General features: G+C 60.3%; 16 protein-coding genes. 6 read left to right on the top strand and 10 right to left on the bottom strand.

All coding sequences use genetic code 11. From position 1 onward, the window contains the following. Positions 1 to 17 precede the first annotated feature (17 nt). Positions 18 to 1,289: a VWA domain-containing protein gene (locus DC3_RS12585; RefSeq protein WP_146884791.1), complete on the bottom strand. Its 1,272-nt coding sequence runs from the start codon at positions 1,287 to 1,289 to the stop codon at positions 18 to 20. Positions 1,290 to 1,349: 60 nt separating this feature from the next. Next, entirely contained in the window at positions 1,350 to 2,060 is a 711-nt protein-coding gene (locus DC3_RS12580; RefSeq protein ID WP_146884790.1) for an ArsR/SmtB family transcription factor, read from the bottom strand. 111 nt (positions 2,061 to 2,171) lie between these two features. Here DC3_RS12580 and DC3_RS12575 point away from each other — a divergent pair, with 111 nt between their 5' ends. Together DC3_RS12575 and DC3_RS12570 are read left to right on the top strand one after the other, a co-directional pair. After that, positions 2,172 to 3,239, top strand: a complete 1,068-nt coding sequence (locus DC3_RS12575) for a cytochrome P450 family protein (protein ID WP_146884788.1) — start codon at positions 2,172 to 2,174, stop codon at positions 3,237 to 3,239. Further along, a complete protein-coding gene (locus DC3_RS12570) occupies positions 3,236 to 3,580 on the top strand; it encodes an antibiotic biosynthesis monooxygenase family protein (protein ID WP_146884786.1) in 345 nt (114 codons plus the stop codon). The genes DC3_RS12575 and DC3_RS12570 overlap by 4 nt, the downstream gene beginning before the upstream one ends. Before the next feature lie 4 nt (positions 3,581 to 3,584). Here the strand turns inward: DC3_RS12570 and DC3_RS12565 are convergent, their stop codons facing one another. The 3 genes from DC3_RS12565 to DC3_RS12555 form a co-directional block, all read right to left on the bottom strand. Continuing rightward, a complete protein-coding gene (locus tag DC3_RS12565) occupies positions 3,585 to 6,947 on the bottom strand; it encodes an ATP-binding protein (RefSeq protein ID WP_186816003.1) in 3,363 nt (1,120 codons plus the stop codon). Positions 6,948 to 7,086: 139 nt separating this feature from the next. Next, on the bottom strand, positions 7,087 to 7,680 hold the full coding sequence (locus DC3_RS12560; RefSeq protein WP_146884782.1) for a DoxX family protein: 594 nt from the start codon (positions 7,678 to 7,680) through the stop codon (positions 7,087 to 7,089). 216 nt (positions 7,681 to 7,896) lie between these two features. Next, entirely contained in the window at positions 7,897 to 10,227 is a 2,331-nt protein-coding gene (locus tag DC3_RS12555) for an HD domain-containing phosphohydrolase (protein WP_186816002.1), read from the bottom strand. A 339-nt stretch (positions 10,228 to 10,566) separates the two neighbouring features. Here DC3_RS12555 and DC3_RS12550 point away from each other — a divergent pair, with 339 nt between their 5' ends. Continuing rightward, positions 10,567 to 11,127, top strand: coding sequence for a GNAT family N-acetyltransferase (locus DC3_RS12550; RefSeq protein ID WP_186816001.1), 561 nt, complete (start codon positions 10,567 to 10,569; stop codon positions 11,125 to 11,127). A 167-nt stretch (positions 11,128 to 11,294) separates the two neighbouring features. Here DC3_RS12550 and DC3_RS12545 read toward each other — a convergent pair whose 3' ends face one another. The 3 genes from DC3_RS12545 to ptsP are packed head-to-tail and all read right to left on the bottom strand — an operon-like array spanning position 11,295 to position 16,477. Further along, positions 11,295 to 13,076 carry a PTS fructose-like transporter subunit IIB gene (locus tag DC3_RS12545; RefSeq protein WP_146884776.1) on the bottom strand — a complete coding sequence of 594 codons (1,782 nt, stop codon included), beginning with the start codon at positions 13,074 to 13,076 and terminating at the stop codon, positions 11,295 to 11,297. A gap of 9 nt (positions 13,077 to 13,085) precedes the next feature. Then, positions 13,086 to 14,060, bottom strand: coding sequence for a 1-phosphofructokinase (gene pfkB, locus DC3_RS12540; RefSeq protein ID WP_246130650.1), 975 nt, complete (start codon positions 14,058 to 14,060; stop codon positions 13,086 to 13,088). Then, complete coding sequence (gene ptsP / locus DC3_RS12535) at positions 14,024 to 16,477, bottom strand: phosphoenolpyruvate--protein phosphotransferase (RefSeq protein ID WP_146884774.1); 2,454 nt, start codon at positions 16,475 to 16,477, stop codon at positions 14,024 to 14,026. The genes pfkB and ptsP overlap by 37 nt, the downstream gene beginning before the upstream one ends. 262 nt (positions 16,478 to 16,739) lie before the next feature. Between ptsP and DC3_RS12530 the strand changes: the two genes are divergently transcribed. Together DC3_RS12530 and DC3_RS12525 are read left to right on the top strand one after the other, a co-directional pair. Continuing rightward, a complete protein-coding gene (locus DC3_RS12530; protein WP_146884772.1) occupies positions 16,740 to 17,507 on the top strand; it encodes a DeoR/GlpR family DNA-binding transcription regulator in 768 nt (255 codons plus the stop codon). 157 nt (positions 17,508 to 17,664) lie between these two features. After that, the gene (locus DC3_RS12525) at positions 17,665 to 18,768 is read left to right on the top strand and encodes a zinc metalloprotease (RefSeq protein ID WP_146884770.1); all 1,104 of its coding nucleotides are present in this window, start codon (positions 17,665 to 17,667) and stop codon (positions 18,766 to 18,768) included. A 17-nt stretch (positions 18,769 to 18,785) separates the two neighbouring features. Here the strand turns inward: DC3_RS12525 and DC3_RS12520 are convergent, their stop codons facing one another. Both DC3_RS12520 and DC3_RS12515 read right to left on the bottom strand, forming a co-directional pair. Continuing rightward, a complete protein-coding gene (locus tag DC3_RS12520) occupies positions 18,786 to 20,945 on the bottom strand; it encodes a diguanylate cyclase domain-containing protein (protein ID WP_146884769.1) in 2,160 nt (719 codons plus the stop codon). 172 nt (positions 20,946 to 21,117) lie between these two features. Next, on the bottom strand, positions 21,118 to 22,329 hold the full coding sequence (locus tag DC3_RS12515; RefSeq protein WP_146884767.1) for an MFS transporter: 1,212 nt from the start codon (positions 22,327 to 22,329) through the stop codon (positions 21,118 to 21,120). Between the two features lie 81 nt (positions 22,330 to 22,410). On the opposite strand from DC3_RS12515, the gene DC3_RS12510 reads away from it, so the two are divergent. Then, positions 22,411 to 22,989, top strand: a complete 579-nt coding sequence (locus DC3_RS12510; RefSeq protein ID WP_146884765.1) for a TetR/AcrR family transcriptional regulator — start codon at positions 22,411 to 22,413, stop codon at positions 22,987 to 22,989. Positions 22,990 to 23,011: the final 22 nt, after the last annotated feature.

Below are 23,011 nucleotides of genomic sequence, written 5' to 3'. Positions count from 1 at the left end.
GGGCCTGCTTTTTTCGTTCACCTCAGGATGCCCTTTTGCCGGACTGCCCTGAGCCACAGCGGAAACTCCTGCAGGAGGCGGCTGTAGAGGTCTTCATCCGAGAGGTCTGTAAGGTCATCGATGGCAAAAAAGCTGGCGTTGTCCACCACACGTCCCTCCAGGGTGTCGAGTTTCTCCAGCACCCCGTAATTGCGCCCGGCCAGACCCATGAATTGAAAGAAAATCGGGCATGCTGCCGCTTCGGTGATCACCTGTTTGATCTCAGCGGTCTGGCTCACCCCACCATCAGAAATGAACAGCACCAGCACCGGGACACGGCTGTTTCTGTGCCGCTCCACCAGCGCACGCAGCACCGGAGGTTCATTGTTGGCCCGGCCCAGACCCATCAGGAAACCACCGCTTTGGTCCAGCACCGTGCGGGCCACATAACCATCGATGTTGTCCAGGGTCACATCCGGGGTGTGGTGGAAGTCTTTCGCGTAAAACCAGGTTTCCAGCTTGCCGTCATCGTCGAGGCGCATGGCAAGCACCCCGATGCGGTCCACCACTTTCTGCACGGCACCGCTTCTGTAACTGTTTTTCATGCTGCCTGTGGCGTCCATCACCAGCACCACCTGGGCTTTTTCTTCGGCCACCCCTTTTTTCTCCAGGGTGACATTCACGGTTTTCACCAGACTGACCAGCCGCTGTCCAGTGGGATGTGCTGCCACTTTCTTTTCGAGGTCCACCCCACGGTTCACCACAGGAGGCGGAGGAGGAGAGGCTTCCTCTTCCCCACCGTAATGCTTCAGCAGGCTGCTGAGCCCACCCGAATACCCCTGTCCCACCGCAGCAACCCGCCACTGGTCTTTGAAGTAGACCTCCAGAAAAATCAATGCTTTTTCCTGCTCGAATTCCGTGCCCTGCACCTGAAAGCCCAGCACAGGCTTTCCTTCTGCATACACGGTGATTTGCCCATCTGGCAGGTCCCGCATGGTGCCTGCTCCATCAATGCTCACCGTGAAGACCAGTTTGCGGATGGTGTGTGGCAAAAGAGGCAGTTTCACCTGAAAACGCTGCAGTTCACCTGTTTCCGGAGGCAGCAGTTTCAGTGCCCCGTGGGGTGACTCTGGCTGATTGAAAAAACAAAAATACCGGTCATCGGAAAGCTGGTCTGCCCCATCCACCCCGAAAACACTGGCATCCAGCGTGAGATGCTGTGGGTTCTGAAAAGACAGGGCCACTGTGAAATCCACAGCGGACATGAAGGCAACAAGGGGGCTTTTCTGACCACGGGTCAAAGTGTGCATGGGGTCCTCGACTGGAATGGTGTTGTGGCCTTTGCGGCTGCACGGCCAGATCTCATCACATTAATGGCTGGCTTCTGCTGAACCTGTGCGCTGGAACACAACACCTGCCGGCAATGCTCCAAAAAGCACCTGCAACTGTTCATTGCCCTGCTCCGTGAGGGTGAGCAGGCGGGTGTGTTTGGTCTGAATGAGCCACCCCTGACCGGTGAAATGGCCCACGAGGGCTGCCCCGAGGCTCCCGGCGAGGTGGTCCTGGCGTTCACTCCAGTCCAGGCAGGGGTAGGCCAGCTTGCGGCGGGATTTTTTGAGGGGTTGCAGCTGAATTCCCAGGTCAAGGAACCAGACCTCCCCCTGTGGGGTGATCTGGTAGTCAGGCGTGATCACCTCCAGGTCCTTTAACCTTCGGGTCACAAAGGTGCCCAGCCGTCCGGCCAGATGGTCGTAACACAGGCGGGCCTGGTGCATGGGTGGGAGGTCGGTTTCTGTCTGCTGGGTGCGGGGGGCAAGCACCATCAGGGTTTCCATCAGGCGGGCCACTTCCGCTGAGGCCAGCCGGAAGTACTTGTGGCGGCCCTGCGGCTGGCAACTCACCAGGTTGAGGTCCAGCAACTGGCGCAGGTGACTGGTGGCAGTGGCGGGTTCTATGCCCGTTCCGTGGGCCAGTTCCTTGGCGGTGAGGGCCCGCCCTTCCATCAGCAGGGAAAGCATGTGCATGCGGCTCGGCTCTCCCAGAACGCGGGCAAGGCTTGCAAGGTCCGGGTGTGCAGTCATGCTTCGATGGTAATCAAACCGATGCTGCATGACAAGGCCAGCCTGCACAGGGATAATGGATGCAGGCAAGAAGCCTTCCACCAAATTTCATTTCCCACAGAAAGGACATCCATGTCGTTTCCTGCCCACCCCATTGCTGCTGTCACCCATCCTGACCCTCGTGTTTACCATGAGGCCCTGCTCAAAGGACCTCCTGTGCACTTTGACTCCACCCTCCAGGTGTGGGTGGTGACCCACCCTGAGGCCATTGTCGAAGCCCTCAACCACCCGGATTTACGTGTGCGCCCTCCTCATGAACCTGTGCCCACCCCTCTGCTGGGCACCCCGCTGGAGCCTTTTTTTCGTTCCCTGCTCCGCATGAACGACGGGGAGATGCACCAGACCTTGCGTCCTCTTGTGCTGGAATTGCTGGAAAGCATTTCCGAAATGGAGGTGCAGGAAGCCACCCGATCCAGGCTCTCTGGTCTGTCCCTGCAAAACCCGAACTGGGCCTTTCACCTGGGTCTTGAAGGGCTGCGAAGCCTGCTCAGGGTTCCAGAAGACCTGCTCACTACGCTCTCTGCAGCGTGCCTGTCACTGGTGTTCAGCCTGTCCCCTCTGGCCGGCTCAGACGATGTGAAAGAGGGAATTCACGCCCTCCACACGCTCGAAGACATTCTGCAGCGAAGTCCACTGGCACAGCAAAACACCACAAATCCCCGGGTGTGGAGAAGCAACCTGATCGGACTGCTGGTGCAGACCTGTGATGCCACCGCCGGACTGCTCGGGCTTTCCTTGCTGGCCCTGAAAAAACACCCAGAGCTGCAAACCGACCTGCGTTCAGGAAAGATGACCCTGCAGGATGTGGTGCTGCAGGCTGCCCGGCACGGCTGCCCGGTGCAGAACACCCGGCGTTTCGCGGCCCGGGACATCACCCTTTATGGACACACCCTCCCTGCTGGCTCTGCCCTGCTGCTGCTGCTGGGAACCGCAAGTGTTCACCCCTCTGCCCCACTTTTGACGTTTGGTGCAGGACCCCACCACTGCCCCGGTGAAAATTTGGCCATCACCCTGGTCACAGCAGCCCTGCAGGCCTTGCTGGAACAAGGAATGCAACCAGAACACTTCTCCTGTGTGGGATACCGCCCTTCCATCAACACCCGGGTGCCCCTGCTGCAATACTCAAAGGAACCAAAATGATTGCCGTGATTTTCGAAGTGAAAAACCACCCGGGCCGGGAAGCACGCTACCTGGATCTGGCTGCCGATCTCCTGCCCCACCTGCAGGAGATCGAGGGTTTCATCAGCATTGAGCGCTTCAGCAGCCTGAAAAACCCCGGGAAACTGCTGTCATTGTCCTTCTGGGAAAGTGAGGAGGCCATCAAGACATGGCGCAACCTGGAACTGCACCGCCTCGCCCAGCAGGAGGGGAGGCAGGAGGTCTTCGAGCACTACCGCCTGCGCATTGCCTCTGTGGTGCGGGATTACTCCATGACCGAACGGGAGGAGGCCCCCGGGGACAGCCAGCAGCACCACCGCTGAAAGATCAGGATGGGCTTCGGCTGTCCATGTCTTCCGTGAGGGGGCCCAGCACGGCCTGCAACGCCACCATCTGAGGGTTTGCCCTCAGGTACGTGGCCTGATGTTCCACAGGCACATGCTCTGAAACCACCTGCTGGACCCTGGCACGCAGTGCTTCAAGCGCCTGACGGGCCTCCACGGGTGGCAACAGGGCCGCCTGATGGGCCTGCAGCAACCAGCGGTCCTCCATCCCGAAGAAGTAAAGGTGGGCTTCTGTGGGGTTCACCTCCAGCGGTTCAAGGCCCAGTTGCAGGTGCAGAATGGCACGTCTGGCCTGCAAGGCGGTTTCTGCACGGTCCAGGTGATGGCTGCGGCAGAAAGCCTCCATGCCCTGCAAGGCCTCCACCTGGGCTTCCAGCGGGAGGTGCGCGGCCTCTTCCAGCCTCAGCCGGATGGTGGTGAAGTGATCGGGGTGCTCCTCGTTGCTCTGGTGGGCGTCTTCCCAGATGCGTCTGGCGTCGGCTGTTCTGCCCAGGTGACGGTGAATGCGGGCAGCCACCAGCAGCAAATCTGCCTGATTGTACCCGAGTTCTTTGCCCTCTTTCAGGATCTCTGACACTTCCACCAGAGCCTCATCTGGTGCCCCAAAGGTGAGCAGCATCCCTGCCAGACGCACCTGCATGATCATCTGCTGCATGGGGAGGTGACGGTACTGTCCTTCCCTGACCCCCTTCAGCCACCCCAGGGATTCCCGGTAACGTCCCAGCAGGGCAAGACACACGCTCATGCCGTAAATGCTGTTGGCCCTGGCGTCGTCATGGCCCTGAATGTCCTGCAGATTCTGGTGGGCCTCTTCGAAAGCCTGCAACGCCTGATGCACTTCTCCGGACTTCACCAGATCGGTGCCCCGCTTGCTGGCTGCTGCAGCGATCCCGGTGCGGTCTCCAGCTTCCCGGTACAGCTGTTCGGCCTTCAGCAACAGCCCGATGGAAGCCTGCAGGTCGTGGTTTCCCACAATGAGGGCTTCTCCTTCAATGGCCCGGGCCTGCCACGACACCTCCCCGTGTTTCTCAGCAAGTTCGGCGGCCTGCCGGACGGCCTGCAGGGCTGCATGGGAATCACGGCGGTAGTAGGCCTCGAAGAACAGAACCTCCTGAAAGCGCAACTCCAGCACATGGTTTGTGGTTTGCCTCACCCAGTGGATGCCCTCCCGGGCAATCTGGGCGAGCAGGTGGATGTTTTCCCGGGCAAAATGGTGCTGCGCCAGATGCAGGTGGTAGGTGGCCTTCTCATCGGGGGTGGATGCCAGGGCTTCCAGCCTGTGAAGCACCCCCTCATGGGCTTCCAGGTCGGCAAGGACACCCAGGGCATCGGCCTGCCTTGCCAGCGATTCGAATTCCCTGACCCTGTCTCCGAGGGCTTCATGCAGTTCTGCGGCCTGCGCATGAAAGTGGGCGGATTCTCTGGCCCGGTACTGCAGTGTGGCATGCTCCCCTGCCCGGGAGAATTCCGCTGCGGCCTCCAGGGGGTGCCCGGCAGCCAGCCAGTGGCGACCAATTTCGGCAGCGGGAGCCTGCTCCTGCACCAGGATCTGGGCGGCGCGGCGGTGAAGCAGGTTCAGCACTGCTGGAGGGGTGCTGCCCAGCACCACCTCTGGAAGTTCACTGTGGGTGAAGCGGTCTTGTTGCAGGAGTTGTTTCTCGTGCAACGCTTCCCAGGGCACCTGCAAGGTTTCGGGCGGGTTGCCCAGCACCTCCGCCACCCGTTGCAAGGTGAAGTCGTTCCCGAGCACCGCTGCTGCCCGGGCCACCCGCAGCACCTCCAGAGGCAGATTTTCCAGGCGTTTTTGCAGCACCTGCCGCACCTGCCCACCGATGGGCCCTTCAGGCAGCAGAGAGCCGTCTGATTCCAGCAGGTAACGTGCGGCCTCCACCAGCAGCATCGGGTTCCCTGCCGAGTAGTCCATCAGCCGCAACTGGATGTCTTTTTCCGCAAAGGCTTCCCCCATGTGGTCCAGCATTTCCTGCATCTCGTGCGGACGCAGGGCTTCGAGGTGCACCTGAAAGGCCAGTCCGGCCTGCACCAGATCCTGCCAGACCCGGGGGAGGTCTGCACTGTGGGAGGTGCAGGTGACCAGGAAAACGGCCTGCTCTGGCAACACCTTGGAAAACAGGTACTGCAGAAATTCCAGGCTGGCAGGGTCCACATGATGCACGTCATCCAGCACCACCAGGGGGAGGTCCTTGGCGCTGAGGGTGATCCCTTCCACCAGGGCTTCAAAAAACCGCAGGCGCTCCAGGTCAGAGGTGATGGGGGCAGGCACTTCAGGGTGCAGGTGGGGCACAATGCGGGCCACTTCCTGACGCACCCAGCCAGGCCACTGTGCACGCTGGGAGGCTTGCAGCAACATCTTCAGCAGCCTGGAGAGGCCCGCGTAGGGAATGCCCTGATCGGTGGACCGGAAAGCCACATGCACGGCAGCTCCCTGCTGGTGGGCGAAGTCCAGGGCAAGTCGGGTTTTTCCCATGCCCGTCTCCCCGGTGAGGAGGGGAAGGAGGCCCGTTGCCTTCCCTTTCTGCAGGCGCTGCAGGTGCTGTTCTCTTCCCACCAGCACTGGAGGTCGCAGCACAGAAAGGGGCAAGGCAGCAGGACCGGGCCCTGCAGGACCCGGCAACGCACCCTGCTGGATGTCGCGGGCCAGGGCGCAGGTCTGCGGGGTGGGGTCGGTTCCGAGGGCTTCTTGCAGCACCTGGCGGCAGCGCTCAAAAGCTGCAAGTGCAGCCCCTCTGTCCCCGAGCAGGTACTGCAGGCGCATCACCAGACGGTGGGCCTCCTCGCTCAGGCGGTCCAGTTGCAGCAGCATCAATGCGCAGGTGAGTGCACCCTGCCAGTCTTTTTCCTGCTCCAGCCTGAGGGATTCAGCAAGCGCTGCCTGTCTGCGCTGCTCAAAGACCTGCTCTCTGGCAGAGACCAGCCACTCCTGGATTTCGGGAAGGTCATCCACCTCGATGCCTTCGAGCAACTCCCCTTCAAAAGCCAGCACCTTCTGGTGGTTTTTGCTGGCCACGGCGTCTTGCAGCAGGCACACGTCCACCTGCACTGCATCGGTGAGGTGCAGGTGCACCGTTCCATCCACCACACTGGCACCCAGTCCCACCCGCAGGCGGCGCAGGAGTTGCCGCATGTTCGCCCGGGCGGTGACCTCACCGGAATCCGGCCAGAGCATCCCGGCCAGGCGGTGCTTGTGGGCTTTTCCCTCAAGGGCAAGATAAGCAAGCAGCAGGGCGGTGCGGCGGTCCAGGGGCCGCTGGTGGTGTCCTGAGCACAGGTTCACGGTGCCCAGGGTCTGAAGATGCCAGCAAGAGGTCGCAGCAGTGGGTTGTGGCATGGTTTTCATCTTAGGGTGCAGGTGCATTCCACCACGTGAGGACCATCACTTCATGAAGTCCAGCCTGTTTGAAAGACAGGAAGCCCTGCAATCAAAAAAGAAAAACCCGCACAGGGTGCGGGTCTTCCAGAAAGGAGGTTTACAGGGCGGGTTTCGCCTGAGGAGTGACTCGTCTGAACAGTCTTCCAGGAGCTCCGGGAACCCCCACCATCGGGAGCGCAATGCGGTCCAGACCGTAATGCCCTGCAATCCTCCACCCCAGCACGATCGCAAACGCAGCCACCAGCATGATCGGGTTCGAGGACACGGTCCCCGCGAACAGGAAGTTCGCATTCATCAATCCGCCGAAGAACGCTGCAATTCCGGTGAACAGGCCCAGAATCAGGGCGATCCCCACGAACACTTCACCAAACGCCACCATGTAACTCAGCAGTTCTGCATTGGGGAGCGCAACGTTCTGGATGAAACTGGCATACCAGCCTGACACATCGGGGTGGTCTCCCTGGGTTTTGGCCAGTGAGCCTTTCAGGAAGCCTTCGATGGCCACCCCGGCTTTGTCTCCGACCCACACCCCTGCGGGGTTGGTGACTTTGCCCCATCCAGCATGCAGCCACTCGTAGCCCAGCCAGATTCTGAGGAGGGTCCAGAGGGGGGCGAGGCGGGTGTCGGCGAAGAGGAAGCGGGTGAGGGTGGGTTCGGGGATTTGCGTACGGAGGTCTTGTGTGGTGCTCATGGTGCACACCTTCTTTCTTTCTGATTTCATGGTACCCCTCACCCTTGTGAAAAATGTCCCGAGTGGTCTTCACCTCCCTGGAAGTCAAACGTCCCACCCATGCCAGCGAGCAGCAAAAGCTGTCTTGCTGCACGGCAAAGGACCACACGTCAGAAAGCCCCTGCATCAGGACAAGCGTCCCAGAAGCACCGTCAGGACAAACCACCCACGCAGGGTCTACCTGCCCTGCATTCTGGAGCGCATCAGGCTGCTGAAAGCCACCACCACCCCGGGATCAAACATGCCCCCGGAGCAGCGCTCGATTTCCTGCATGGCGTCCTCATGGCTGAAAGGCTCCTTGTAGGGCCTTCTGGACACCAGCGCATCGTACACATCCACCACCGTGAAAATCCGGGCCAGGAACGGGATGCCTGTGCCCTTCAGGCCTGCAGGATAGCCTGTCCCATCCCACTTTTCATGGTGGTGCAACACCACCTGCAGGCTTTCACGGGTGAGGGTGGGAATGTGCCTGAGCATGTCAAACCCAATCTGGCTGTGCTTTTTGACCACCTCGAACTCCTCGGGGGTGAGCCTTCCGGGTTTCAGCAAGATGGCATCTGAGATGGCCATTTTTCCGGTGTCGTGCAGAAACGCGCCCCAGCGCAGGGCCAGCAGCTCTTCCTCACCGAGCCCCAGGGTCCGGCCCAGGTCCACGGAAAGCTCCACCACCCGATCGGTGTGCCCCCTGGTCTCAAAATCCCGGTGCTCCAGCACAATGCCCAGCGTGCGCAGGGTTTCCTCCCGGCTGGAGGCCAGCTGATGGAGGTGCAGGGAGCGCTCTGCAGCGTGGTTGATGCGGTCCTGAATGGCTCGCAGCAGCTTCAGGGTGGTCTCTTCCAGGTGGGTGTCCTGCCTGGACCGGGACAGGGCAATCACCCCACGAAGCTGCCCGTCCAGTTGCACCGACAAAATGACCTGCTGGGATGGGAAAAGGAGACCCGGCTGGCAGTCCATCCAGGTGGCGGCGTCTGGATCGTACAGCCGCATGCGGTGGGTGGTCAGCAAAGCAAGTTCCCTGTCCCCCACCTGCCGGAAGTGGTCCCGCACCACCTGCTCCAGCACCTCCGGATCAACCACCAGGTCCCGGGTGGCGACCTGCTCGACCACAGGCCCTTCCCCCTGGAATTCGATGTAGATGGCCATGTTGAAAGGCATGCGGTGCACACAGTGCTCCAGGGCCACCCGGGTGACCTCCCTGAAATCCTGCGTTTCTTCCAGACGAACCGTGAAATCCACCAGTCCCCGGGCATCTTCGAGGGCCTCTTGCAATTGCAACTGGGCTTCCACCCGGTCCGAGACATCCATGGTGGTCAGGATCAACCCATCAAAATGCCCTTCCTGCCACAGGAAGCGGATGGCCGTCTGCACCCAGAAGCTGCGTCCACTGCGGTGGCGCATGCGGAACTCCACATGGTGCAGGCGCCAGCCTTCCTGAATGCCCTGCTGGATCAACTCCGAGAGCCGTTCCTGGTCCAGTGGATGCACCAGAAAAGCGGTGAGGGTCGCTGGAAGTTCATCAGGGTGGTAACCGTGCAACAGGTGGCTGTTCGGGGACTGGTACACCCGCTCCAGGTCCCGGTTGAAGTGGGCCACAAAAGTGGCTGCATTCTGGGCAATGAATTCCAGTTCCTGCTGCCGCCTGAGCAACTCCTCTTGCATCTCCATGCGGCCCGTGACATCGCGCGCCATGCCGATGGTTTCTCCATCCACAAACACCGAATTCCACTCCAGGTGCACCGTCCTGCCACTCTGGTGCACAAAACGGTTCTGGAAGAACATCACGTCCTGCTCCTCAGAAAGCTGTGCTGCGGCCTGCAGGGTCTTTTCCAGGTCCTCCGGGTGCACATACCCGGTGAAATCCGTACCCAGCATCTCTTTCTGGGTGTACCCCAGAATGTGTTCACAGGAGGGGTTCACGTAAGTGATGGTGCTGCCCTGAAGCACCATCATCAGATCCAGCGAATGGTCGGTGATGCGCTGAAACCTGCGTTCACTGCGGCGGGCCTGCGCCCGGAGTTCCTGGTTGTACAGTCCCACCGTCAGGGATTGGGCCACCTGTGCGGCCAGCACAATCTGCCCGGTTTCGGGCTGCTGCACCTCCCTGGAAGCCGCGTACATCACCCCATACGCCCCATCCGGCAACCTCAGGGCACAACAGTACAGGGTGGAGAGGCCAAAAGCCTGCATCAGGGTCCCCTCGGTGGGGCCGAGTTCCTGCAGGTCTGAGGTCCACACCAGTTTGATCTGCTCTGTTTTGAGGGCCTGACAGGCCAGCTTTTCGCCCTTCATGTGCAGCTCTGTCTGCTGCAAAAGCTGCAGGTCCCTGCCACTGATCCCATAATGCCCCACCACCGTCAGCCACTCGGTTCCCGGACGGGTGAGCCACACCGCCGAAGTGCTGCAATTCAGGGCCTGGGCAAAAAGGGCAGCGAACCGAAAGGATGCGCCTGCAGGCCATTCCAGGGCCAGCCGGGTGGCCTGGACGGCGAGAGATTGGGATTCAGGCATGGATGCTCCTTGAGACGAAGGGGCCGAAAGAGAGGCAGGGCACATGAACATTCAGATAAACGTTTCCATTTTACAGAGAAAGTGTTTCGCAGGCTGTAGAAAAACCCATTTTATGAAGGTCTGGAGGTGTGGTTCTAAAAGAAATCGTCAGCTGCCTCCAGGGTGTTTCGGGCTCTGTGAAAGTCTGATCACAGGCACAAAAAGAAAGGTTTGAGAGACCAGCCTCAAAAGGGGCAGCCTGCACTCTGCCGGATGACCCACTGTTGCCTATGTCGTTGTGCAGATGCCCTCCAGTTTGCCTTTCCCTATGCTGGTGCATATCCCCATCAAGGAGCCACCATGACCTCAGCCATTCCTGTGCTCACCACATCCCGTTTGATGCTTCGTCCTTTCGTTCTTGCAGATGCCCCTGTGGTGGAACGCCTGGCAGGGGTTCCCGAAGTGGCCCGCTGCACTTATGTCCCCTTTCCCTACCCTGCAGGTGCAGCCAGAGGCTGGATTGAGAGCCATGCAACACAAGCACAGGCCGGGCAGCAGATCACCTGGGCCATGGTGCATCAGGACCAGCTTGTGGGCTGTCTGGAACTGGCCCTCAACGGTTTTCACCGCTGGGCAGAACTGGGGTACTGGCTGGGGGTGCCCCACTGGGGAAAAGGCTTTGCCACCGAAGCAGCGCACGCTGTTGTGCATTACGCCCTGAAGGACCTGGGGGTGCTGAGGGTTCAGGCGGCCATTCATGTGGACAATCCTGCCTCGGCGAAAGTCGCGGAGCGTCTGGGCATGACCCTGGAGGGAACCCTGAGGCAATACCAGCGCTGGGGTGAAAAAAACGCTGATGCCTGGATGTACGCCATCATCCGTCAGGACAGGGAAAGACAGCAAACAGAAGCCGGGGCCTGAGGAGGACCGCAGACACTGGCCTGCACCATCCTGACCTTCGGCCCGCTGAAAAAAGCGCTCTGCAGGTTGACTTTTCCTGCCAGACATGTTGAGCGACCCACCATGCAGTGATCCAACAGAACCGCCAGGGATGATCCCTGGCGGTTCTGTTGTTGACTTTGCTCCGGTCAGCCCTGAACTTTCTGCTGGGCTGCAGAGGCAGGCTTTGCTTCACCTGCATTCACGTCCGTCACGGGCTTTTTCAGCATCCCGAGCAGCACCGCTGTGACCACCGTGCCTGCAAGCAAGGCCACCACGTACATCGGCAGGTTGGTGACGGCGTTGGGGATGGGCAGCACGAAGACACCACCGTGGGGGACCCGCAGGGCACAACCGGCCATCATGCTGATCGCTCCGGCCACTGCGGAACCCGCCACCAGGGAGGGAATCACCCTCAGGGGATCACGGGCAGCAAAGGGAATGGCCCCCTCGGTGATGAAGCTGATCCCGAGCACCGCAGCGGCTTTTCCGGCTTCCTGCTCTTCGGTGGTGAAGCGGTTCTTGAAGAGCAATGTGGCCAGCCACAGACCGAGAGGAGGCGTCATGCCGGCCACCATCACGGCGGCCATCGGGCCGAAGATGTCACTGGCGAGCAGTCCGGTGGCAAAAGCGTAAGAGGCCTTGTTGACGGGTCCACCCATGTCGAAAGCCATCATTGCACCCAGCAGCAACCCGAGCAGCACGGCGTTGGTGCCGCTCATGCCTTTCAGCCACTCGGTGAGGGCATTCAGAACTGCGGCCACAGGTGTGCCGATCACGTAGATCATCAGCAGGCCCACCAACGTGGTGCCCAGGAGAGGCAGGATCAGGGTGGGTTTGAGGCCCTGCAGGGTGCGGGGAAGCTGGATATTCTTGTTGAGCCATTGCACGAGGTAACCGGCCAGGAACCCTGCAATCATGCCCCCCAGGAAGCCACTTCCTGCACTGACGGCCAGCATGCCCCCCACCATGCCTGGCGCGAGGCCAGGACGGTCCGCAATCGAGAAAGCAATGTATCCTGCGAGCACCGGAACCATCAATGCGAAGGCGTTTCTGGCACCCACCTGGAAGAGGTTGTACCCAAGGGTGCCCTTGTTGACCTCCTCAAAGACATTGATGCCCCCGAGTGCGAACGCAATGGCGATCAAAAGGCCCCCTGCGACCACGAAAGGCAGCATGAAACTGACCCCGGTCATCAGGTGCTTGTAGGCCCCGGTGCGGTTCTGGCTGCTCTGCTCCTTGTTGCGGGCCACCGTGTCCGCGTAGGAGGCACCCCCCGCTGCTGCCCCGTGCACCTGCCCCTGCACGATGGCGGTCTGCACCACCTTCTGGCTGTCGTGGATCACCGGTTTGGTGCCTGTGGAGTAGAGTTTCTTGCCCTGAAAGCGGGACAGGTCCACGTTGGTGTCTGCGGCAATGATCACCAGATCGGCTTTTTCGATGTCCTGCGCAGACAGGGTGTTTTGGGCTCCGACCGAGCCCTGGGTTTCCACCTTGATGTGATGCCCGAGTTGCGTTGCACCCTGCTGAAGCCCTTCGGCGGCCATGAAGGTGTGGGCCACTCCGGTGGGGCAGGAGGTGATGGCCACAATGTTGAGGGCCTGTGCAATTGCTGCTGTAGAGGACTGGTTTCCTTTAAGCGCCTGATCAATGATCCCGGCACTGTCCTGAATGGCATTCCGGGTGCTGAACTCAAAGACTTTCTTTCCTGAGAACCGGGAGAGGTCAATTTTGGTGTCTGCTGCGATGATCACCGCATCTGCCTGCTCGATGTCCGCTTGTGTCAGGGTGTTCTGGGTGCCCACCGAACCCTGGGTTTCCACTTTGATCTGGTGCCCGAGGCGGTTCGCGGCCTGCTGCAGGCTCTCAGCGGCCATGAAGGTGTGGGCAATGCCGGTGGGGCATGATGTGACTGCAACGATCTTTGCCATAAATCCTCCTCAGACCCGCCCGGAGGCGAGGGTGACCACTTGAACGTGACTTTGCAATTCCTGCAAGACATTTGCCTCAGGAAGGTTCGCGCCAATCTGCTGAATGCTGCCCGCCGAGAAAGCCGTTGCCAGACGTGCAGCCTCCTGCACCTCCAGACCCTCATGCAGGGCGGCCACCAGTCCGGCCACCATGGCGTCTCCAGCCCCCACGGTGCTTTTGACCACCACCCTGGGTGGAATGGCGTGCACGGCTTCTCCTTCGTGGAAGAAAAGTGCCCCCTGTTCTCCCATCGAAACCACCAGCCACTCCAGACCCTGCAGGCTTTTCACGGCGTCCAGTGCATCCTCAGGGGTGCTCAGGGTTTTCTGTGTGAGCTGGGACAGTTCATGCAGGTTGGGTTTCACTGCAGTGGGTCTGGCTTTCAGGCCAAGTTCCAGTGGGCGACCACTGGTGTCCAGCACCACCTTCTTCCCGAGGGCCTTCAAATCCCGGATGAGGGTGAAGTACAGGTCTTCTGGAGCACCCGGAGGGAGGCTCCCGGCCAGCACGAACAGGTCATGGGTTTCAGCGAGGGTCAGAACCTTTTTCCTGAGTGATTCCACCTGGGGGGGGGCCACCTGAATCCCTTTCAGGTTGATGTCGGTGGTCTCCTGGCGGGCTTCATCGACAATTTTCAGGCCCAGTCGGGTGCTTCCGGGAATGCGAATGAAGTGGTCTGCGATGCCTTTTTTTGCAAACAGACGCTCGAAAGTTTCACTGTTCTCCTCACCGAGCAGCCCGGTGACGGTGACACGTAGACCCCAGTCTGCAAGTATCGAGGCCACATTGACCCCTTTTCCAGCGGGGTTCAGCTGCATGTCCTGGCCCTGATTCACCTGACCGATCTGCAGGTGGTCGCTGCGCACGGTGAGGTCCAGGGCAGGGTTGAGGGTGACGGTGACCACCTTCACAAGAGGCCCCTCACTTCCCTGGCGGTCTGGCACCTGAGGGCCTTCTGGGCAAGCTGCACGAGGTCCTGGTGGCTTTTTTCCCGCAGGGTGGCTTTGATGGTGGGCACCGCCGGGGTGGCCACACTCAGCTCACTCACGCCCAGTCCGGTGAGGATCAGGGCCCCTTCCACATCTCCGGCGATCCCTCCGCACACCCCGACCCAGCGGCCGTGTTTGCGGGCGGCCTGCACGGTGTGGTCGATCATGCGCAGCACGGCGGGATGCAATCCGTCTGCCTGGTGGGCGAGCTCCGGGTGCAGGCGGTCCATCGCCAGGGTGTACTGGGTGAGGTCGTTGGTGCCAATCGAGAAGAAATCCACCTCTCTGGCAAGTTCTTCGGCGAGCATCACTGCAGAGGGCACCTCGATCATGATGCCAAGCTCCACTTTCGGTGCACCGACTTCCACGCGCACCCCTTCTGCAAGGTCACGGGCCTTCTGGAAGTCCTCCAGGGTGGAGACCATCGGGAACATGATTTTGAGGGGTCCATGCCGGGCCGCCCGGTAAATGGCGCGCAGTTGCGGCAAAAACAGGTCCGGGCGCTGGAAGCACAGCCGGATGCCACGCATGCCCAGGAAGGAGTTGTCCTCCCGCTCCAGACCCAGGTAACCCACTTCCTTGTCTCCGCCGATGTCCAGAGTGCGGACAATCAGGGGTTTGCCCTGCAGGGCTTCGACCATCTGGCGGTAGGCCTGGTACTGTTCTTCTTCGGAGGGGGCGTGGTCGCTTTCCAGAAACAGGAACTCGGTGCGCATCAGGCCCACCCCTTCGGCTCCGTTTTCCAGGGCGGCAGGCACATCGGAAGCGCGGTTGACGTTGGCGGCCACTTCAATGCTCACCCCGTCTGTGGTGGTGGCAGGCTGGTGGCGGGCCGCGCGGGCCACTTCAAGTTCCTCCTGCCAGTTGCGCAGGGTGGTCTGGGCTTCACGGATGTCTTCTGCGCTGGGTTCCACGTAAAGTGTCCCGGAAAACCCATCCAGAATGCTTTTCGATCCAGCAGGAATGCTGAGCACGTCCCGTCCTGCACCCACCACAGCAGGAATCCCCAGGCTGCGGGCCAGGATGGCCGAGTGGGAGGTGGGGCCGCCCACCGCAGTGCAGAAACCCAGAATCAAATCGGGGTCGAGCATGGCGGTGTCGCTGGGGGTGAGGTCCTCTGCGATCAGCACCACCGGGCGGTCCAGTTTCAGGGTGCTCTGGTTGATCTGCCCAAGCAGGTGACCGAGCACCCGGTCTTTCACGTCGCTGAAATCCACCGCCCGGGCAGCGAGCACCGGGTCATCGAGTTTTTTCAGCTGACCGATGCGTTCATTGAGCACCTGCTGGAACGCCCAGGCGGCACTGTGCCCCTGCAGCATGGTGCTGACCACCTGCTGGATCAGGGCCGGGTCTTCCAGCAGACTGGCCTGAGCCTGAAAGATCTCGGCCTTGCCGGAGCCCAGACGGTGACGCACCCCTTCTGCGAGGTCGAGCAGTTCGGATTGTGCCTGATCGAGGGCTTTTTGCAACTTTTCGGTTTCATCGGCCATGTCAGCGGGGGTGTCCTCCACCTGCAGGTGCAAGACCCGATGCTGGTGGATTTCCCCGATGGCAAGGCCCACCGATGCCGCGAGGCCCTGGAGCTGCAGCCCGCTGCTGGCCTGGAAGTGCAATGCCGGGTGGGACGTTTCGGTGACAGGCTCGGTGAGGTCGTCTCCGAGGCCTTCCAGAATGGCTTTCTTCAGGCGTGTGAGCACATTTTTAGCATCTTTGCCCTGTGCGCTGACATGCAGCAGGGTGCCACGGCTGGCCCCGAGGCCCAGCAAATCCATCATGCTGCTGGCTTCCGCAGTGCGGTTCCCGGCCCGGATGCGCACCTGGGCATCAAAGGTGCTGACGAGTTCCACCAGATTGCGGGCAGGCCGGGCGTGCATCCCGGTGGGGTTGGGAAGCACCACCTCAAAGCCTTCAGGGAAATCGGGGAGGCCTTTTGCTTCAGGCTCCGGGCGGTTTCCGGTGAGGAATTCGATGATGTCCTCGGGGCTTGTTGTGGTGTGCAGGGCACGGATTTTTTCAGCTTCGCCGAGCACGCGGGTCAGTCGGCGCAGGATTTCGAGGTGCTCGTCGGACTGGGAGGCAATGCCAATCAGGAGGTGGGCCTTTTCCGGTCCCCACTGCACCCCTTCGGGGATCTGCAGCACGGCAAGTCCAGTTTTGTGCACCAGGCTGCGGTGCTGGGGCAGGCCGTGGGGGATGGCCACCCCGTGGGCCAGGTAGGTGGTGGCGGTCTGTTCGCGTTCCAGCATGCTCTGGGCATAAGCAGGATCAATGAAGCCGTTCTGGGCGAGCAGGGCCGCCACCTGCTCGATGGCATCACGCTGGGTGCTGGCGTGGGCAGCCAGCAAGACATCTTCTCTTTTCAGTTGAAGCATGGGAACCTCTGGGGCAGGGGAATCCTGTGGGGACAGGAAAGGATCTGATCGGACGCTTTTGGAATTGTTCGATTTTGTTTGATTATAAGGTGAGGATGTGCGGTTTGCAAGCCATTCGCACATCCTCACCTTGCTGCATCCTGAGCGAAAACCGGGTACTTTGATGCTTTCACAGGCCATTGTCTTCACAATGTGCGTTTGCACGGGTTTTTAAAGGACACAAATTCGCACAAAACTGGCCATTTTCTGGTAAAACAGAAGCATGACCCTCCCCCTCGCAGAAGACCGCCTGCAAACCATCCTCAAACTGCTGGTGGAAAAAGGCTCCTGCCGCACCAGCGAACTGGCCCGACAGCTGAAAACCAGCGAGATGACCATCCGCCGGGACCTGGACACCCTCGCGGCCAGAGGGCTCATCAAGAAGGTGCATGGGGGAGCCACCCTCAACAGCATGGACATGCAGTACCAGGAGCGCCAGAAGCTCTCCAGAGGCCCCAAGGAGCGCATCGGGCTGAAAGCCAGGGAGCTCATCCAGCCCGGGCAGACCATCTACATTGACGCGGGAACCACCGCCATTCAACTGGCCCTGGCCCTCAAAGCCGATCCACAACTGGCCCGCACGGTTTATGTGGTGACCCACGCCATCAACATTGCCTATGAACTGCACAGCGAATGCCGCCTGTACCTGATCGGAGGAGAAGCCTACCAGGGCACCTTCAGTCTGGTGGGTCCGGACGCCATCCAGATGATCCAGAAGTACAATTACGACGTGTTTTTTGTGGGGGCGTGTGGCATCCACCCCAGAAGCGGCCTCACCAACACCAACCTGATCGAGGCCCAGCTGAAGTCAGAAATCCTGAAGCGCAGCAACCAGAAGGTGCTGATGGCCGACCACAGCAAATGGGGAAACCTGGGTTTTGCCACGTTCGCCCCGGTGGACGCCGTGGACCTGTGGATCACCGATCAGGCTCCTGATGAGGCCCGGGCGTTCATGCAGGAGCGTCAGGTGCAGGTGATTGAGGCACCCTGAAAAAAATCGAACACATTCGAACATGGATTGGTGAAAGTTTATGCTTTTCACAGAGCTCCCTTTATTCGATCAGGTCTGCTCTTTTTCAGCTACCATAAAGCAATCAGCCATGAAAAAATGACCGTCTGGCTACAGCATTGGAATTCTGGAGGACGCCTTGATTTATCTTGTCTACCTGATCACTGTGCCCCTTTACATAGCGATGTTCATGCAACCCGGCGTGCAGAAGACCCTCAGCAGCCTGGGACCTACACATGGCCTGGAAGTGCCCGCAATGATCTTCATCACCTGGATCTGTGCACTGCTGTGCACCACCCTGCATGAACTGGGGCACCTTCTGGCCGCCAGACACCAGGGGTTTCAGGTGACCTCCATTCAGGTTTTTCATGTGCTGGTCATCCATGAGGAAGAAGGCTGGAGGCTCAGGTGGAAAGCACCTCCCAGGGGTTATCAGGGCATGGTGACAGCAGAAACCACCCTCCAGATGCTGCAGGGTCGTCTGGCGCCGAGGTATGTGTGGCTGTGGACAGCAGGCGTGGTCATGGATGTTCTCACTTTGCTGGTCGCCACCACAGGGTTCTCGCTGACCTCCGGAGTGCCGCAGGTCCTGTGGGGATGTCTGGCCATTTACAGCGTGTACAGCATCCTGTGGAACCTGTATCCCCTGCAGACCGAACACATGACCCATGATGGCTGGTTTCTGTGGAACCTCTGGAAGTTTCGCACAGACGCCGAACCCCTGATGGTGCTGTACTGCATGCAGTCCCTGCTCAGGCGCGTCCGGGCAGAAGACATTCCCCTTGAACCCCTGCAAAAAGCTGCACACCAGGCAAAACACCCCCAGTTGATCACCCGTTTGCTGTGGATGTTGCACCACCACCAGGTGTCCCACAAAAAAATCCCCGAAGCGATGGACACCCTCAAAACCTTCCGAACCCTGGCAGACCCTGAAGCCTGGGGGGGCGTGAGCGACTGGTCAGAGGCCTACGTGCAGGCCAGACACCTTGAGAATCCACAGCGTGCCAGGGAGTTGCAGAACAGCCCCTGTCCTGAGTGGTGGCCCCAGCTGTTTCAGGCGCTGGTGGAGGTGGTCACCCTGACCGCAGAAAACAAGGGAGACCTTGCCCTGGAGCGCATCGAAAAGATTCGCGAAGAGGTGAAAGCAGGCATTCACCAGACCTACCCGGGGACCTTTGAAGAACTGCAGGAACTCGAAACAGAAGCCCGGGACAGGCTTTCCCTCTCCAGCACAGCCTTCTGAACCTGAGGGCAGCAGAATCACAGCACCGTGATGCAGTTTCGCCTGAGTCGTTTGGAGTGATACAGCCCCTGGTCGGCCGCATGCACCAGTTGCATGGGGTCCTCCCCTGCACGGGGAACATGGGCCTTCACCCCCATGGACAAGGTGATGTGGGGAGACACCTCTGAAGCCGGATGCCGGAGTTTCAGGGCCGCCACTGTCTCCTGAATGCGCATTGCAACGTGCTTTGCCCCTTCTGCAGTGGTATCAGGGAGCACCACCACGAATTCTTCTCCACCATAGCGGGCCACCATGTCTCCAGGTCGGTAGGCCGCCTGAGAAAGGGCCTGTGCGATGGCACGCAGGCAGTCATCTCCGGCAAGGTGCCCGCAGGCGTCGTTGTACTTCTTGAAGAAATCCACATCGCACATGATCACCGACAGGCTCTGGCCGGAACGCTGGTGTTCCTTCCACATGCGCCTGAGGTAATCGTCAAACGCCGAGCGGTTGTACACACGGGTCAGGCCATCCAGCAGCAAACTGCGGCGCAATTCCCGGTTGGCCTCCTCCAGTTGCCGGGTGCGATCCTGCACCTGCTGCTCCAGTTCCTCAGAGTGCCGGATCAGCGCGCGGGTTTTCACCATGTGGTGGATGCTGCGGGTCACCAGATAGCGCAGCAGTTCCTCATCTCCTCCCCAGCCTTGCGGTTCCACCATCATGAAACAGCCATAATGTTCGTCATTCACGTAAATCGGGTGGACCTGCCAGTTGAGAAGTGGACGCTGCAGCAAATAACCCGGAAGCAAGGCACGGGTCTCCAGTACATCCCCTTCCGTGCCCACGCCTCCACTGCTCAGGTGAATTTTCAGCCGTGAACCCGGGGTGGGTCCATAGTGGTCGTAGAGGGCCAGCATGAAATAGTGCAGTCCAATCGAGGGAAGGCTGTGCTTGAGTTCATCCAGCAGGCCTTCCAGGGTGTCATGTGCTCCCATCGAAGTGCCCACATGGGAAACGTGCCGGGTGTACTGCAGTTGCCCCACCGTGTGCCGGGTTTCCAGCCTGAGGATGCGTTCAGAAACCAGATGGCTGGCCTGCAATCCCAGAGCGAGTGCCCGTTGCTGCTGGGCGGCTTGCAGGTGCTGCAGGTCAACGCTCCAGTGGAGCAGCAACTGCTGGTGGCGCTCGAGTTCTGCAGCCGTGCGAATCTCCTCCAGCGCTTTCTTCCAGGCGGGCAGAAACACCTCCCCTGCGGTTTCCAGGTCTGAAAGGAACAACTGGTGCAGGGTTCTCTCGGTTTCACCCTGTTCCACAGGGGCCACCTGGGTTGGCCGTTTTCCTGCACTGCCACAAGACTCCCGGACCACCAGTCTGGAGGGAACCAGCACGTCCTCCTGGGGCATGCCCTGTAGCATCGCCAGCAGCATCCGGGCCGCCACTTTTGCCATCTCGGAGACAGGTTGATGCACGGTGGTGAGGGGTGAGGAACCAAACTGCCCCATCTCGATGTCATCAAAACCCACCACCGCCACGTCCTGAGGGACATGCAGACCGTGTTCTTCGAGCACCCCCATCACCGCGAGGGCCATTTCATCGTTGGCACAGACCACACAATCAAAATCCCGGTGGCCTGCTTCCAGGAAGTGCATCATGACGTGTCTCGCGGTGGGAGGGTAAAACGCTCCATTCAGGCAGTGGTCCTCCTGAAACTCCCGTCCATGCTGGCGCAGGGCCTCCCGGAACACCTCTTCCCGCTCAATGGATTCGGGGTTGTCTTCAGGCCCACGCATGAAGACGAAATTCTGGTATCCCCTCTCGATCAGCAGGTGCTCCATCAGTTCCTGCATGCCACTTCTGTTGCTGAGGCGCACTGTGGGGATGCCCGGCAATTTCCGCCCGAAGCCCACCACCGGAAGCTGCAAGAACGGCTGCATGAAAGCAAGAAGCTCCTGATCGATGCTGTGATTGCCCAGCGTGGAGGTGAGCACGAAGACCGCCTGATGTGCCTGTGGGTCAAACAGGTGGTAGATGTCGTTGCTGGTGCCATAAATGGGGTTGGGATGGTGCACTTCCCGACCCACGTAGGTGACGGTGCCCACCCCTGCTGCATTGAGGGTCTCTTGCAGGGCACCCAGCACAGTCTTCTGGAAGGGTCCGATCCAGTCGGTGAGGATGGCAATGGTGGGGGTCTGGTGGTCCATGCAGGTCTCCGGGAAGTGGTTGGATGTTTGACTGGGTTCAAACCGTTTATACCCCGCCTGATCTGTCAGAAACCTTATTTTGTGCACAACTCAGGCCCATCCTGAGGATTGCCCTCCTGACAGCACAAAAGCCAGCCCCTCTTTCGGAGCTGGCTTTTGCGTGATCCTGCGTTCAGTCGGTGGCAGCTGCATCCACCGCTGCAGCCCTGTTGCGATTGGCTCGCACCACAGTCATGGTGAGGAGAAGCCCTCCCAGCATCATGAGCAGCGCTGGAGCGGCAAGCCACTGGCTGCCCAGGGTTGCCAGAAGTTGACTGCCGAGGCCCGAACCGAGGCTGATTCCGAGGTAGACGGTGGCGGAGTTGAAGCCCAGCATCAGGTTGCGCTCTGCGGGATTCAGACGGATCATGCGTTCCTGCTGGGGGGTCTGGAACATCTGCGCAAAGAAGGACAGCACCATGAAACTGAGGAGTCCTGCAAGGGGAACTGCAGGGTCGAGGAGCAGGGTGAGGATCGCAAAAGCCCCACCTGCAAGCCCGAGCAGCAGCATCCGGTTGTTGCCGAGGCGGGCATTGAGGGTGCCCACCAGGGCATTTCCCAGCACCCCTGCAATGCCAAACGCCAGGAAGGTGGCAGAAATCCAGGTGGGGCTGCTGTCAAAACGCTGGGTCAGGTAGCTGCCGATCACGGCGTACAGCACGAACACCCCACCAATTTGCAGCAGGGTGGTGCCCAGAGCGGGGAACAGTCCTGGCGTGCGGGACACCCGCTGGTAGGTGGCAGGGGTCACCCGGTTTCCGCCTGCAATATGCGGGACCAGCTTCCAGATGAGGATTGCTGTGACCACCAGCAACACGCTGAGCAGGAGCAGGGTGCCCCTCCAGCCGAGCAAAGGACCGATCACCGAGGTGAAGGGGATGCCCAGCACCGAGGAGAGGGTGAAGCCCGAAAAGACCCTGGAGAGCGCCTGTTGCTGCTGTTGGGGAGGGACCAGCATGCTGGCCGTGGCGGAAAGCACGGGGCCCAGCAGGGCTCCACCGATCCCGGCGATGATGCGGGTGAGGAGCAGCAGTGGAAAACTGGGAGCTGCCGCACCGAGCAGCAGACCGACCACCAGCAAGGCAATGCCTCCCAGCAGCAGCCATTTGCGGGGCCAGTGGCCTACCAGCAAGGGGGAAAGCAGGGCAGAGACGGCAAAAGTCAGGGAGAAGGCCGTGACCAGCAGTCCAGTCTGGGCTCCGGTGACATGCAGGTCATGGCTGATGGGGGTGCTGAGGGCCACCACCGAGAGGGTGCTGGTGCCCAGCATGAAATAGGCGAGTGACAGGGTCGAGAGGGCGGTTCCAGTGGGTCTTGCATCATTTTTCGAGACGCTCCGTTGCATAATTAGATTAAATACGCATCGTCACGTATTGTCAATACGCAACGTCACGTATCGTTAATTGGCCCGTGATACACTGAAGACATGTCGATCGGTCGCCCACGCAACAACGCCCACTCAGATGCCGCCAAAGAAGCAGCCCTGCAACTCCTCACCGAACACGGGTATGCGGCCATCAGCATGGAAGCCGTTGCCCAGCACACCGGCATCGCCAAACAGACCCTGTACCGCCGCTGGAAAAACAAACGGGACCTGATTCTGGACGCTTTTGTCGATGATGCCAACCGCATGCCGCCCGCAGCAGACACCGGAAGCCTCGAAGAAGACCTGCGCCTGTACCTGCGCCAGACCGCAACCCTGCTGAACAGCAACTGCGGGGTCACCAACCGGGCATTGATGGCCGAGGGCCTTCAGGACAGTGATTTCCTGAAAGAACTGCGGGAGCGCCACCTGATCAAACGCCGCACAAGGTTGCGGGACATCATCCGCCGCAAACACACCCACTTCACTGAAGAACAGGAAACCTTCCTGGTGGACCTGGCCCTCGGTCCGGTCTGGTACCGCCTGCTGGTGCAAAACGCCCCACTGAACGATGCTTTCACAGATGCACTGGCCCATCAGGTGACACGGGCCGCCCGGGAACTGGAAACCCAGACCTCCTGATCCTGAGCCAGCAGTGATATGT

This window comes from Deinococcus cellulosilyticus NBRC 106333 = KACC 11606 (assembly GCF_007990775.1).
Lineage (GTDB): Bacteria > Deinococcota > Deinococci > Deinococcales > Deinococcaceae > Deinococcus_C > Deinococcus_C cellulosilyticus.
This window is presented reverse-complemented; position numbering and strand designations above follow the sequence as displayed.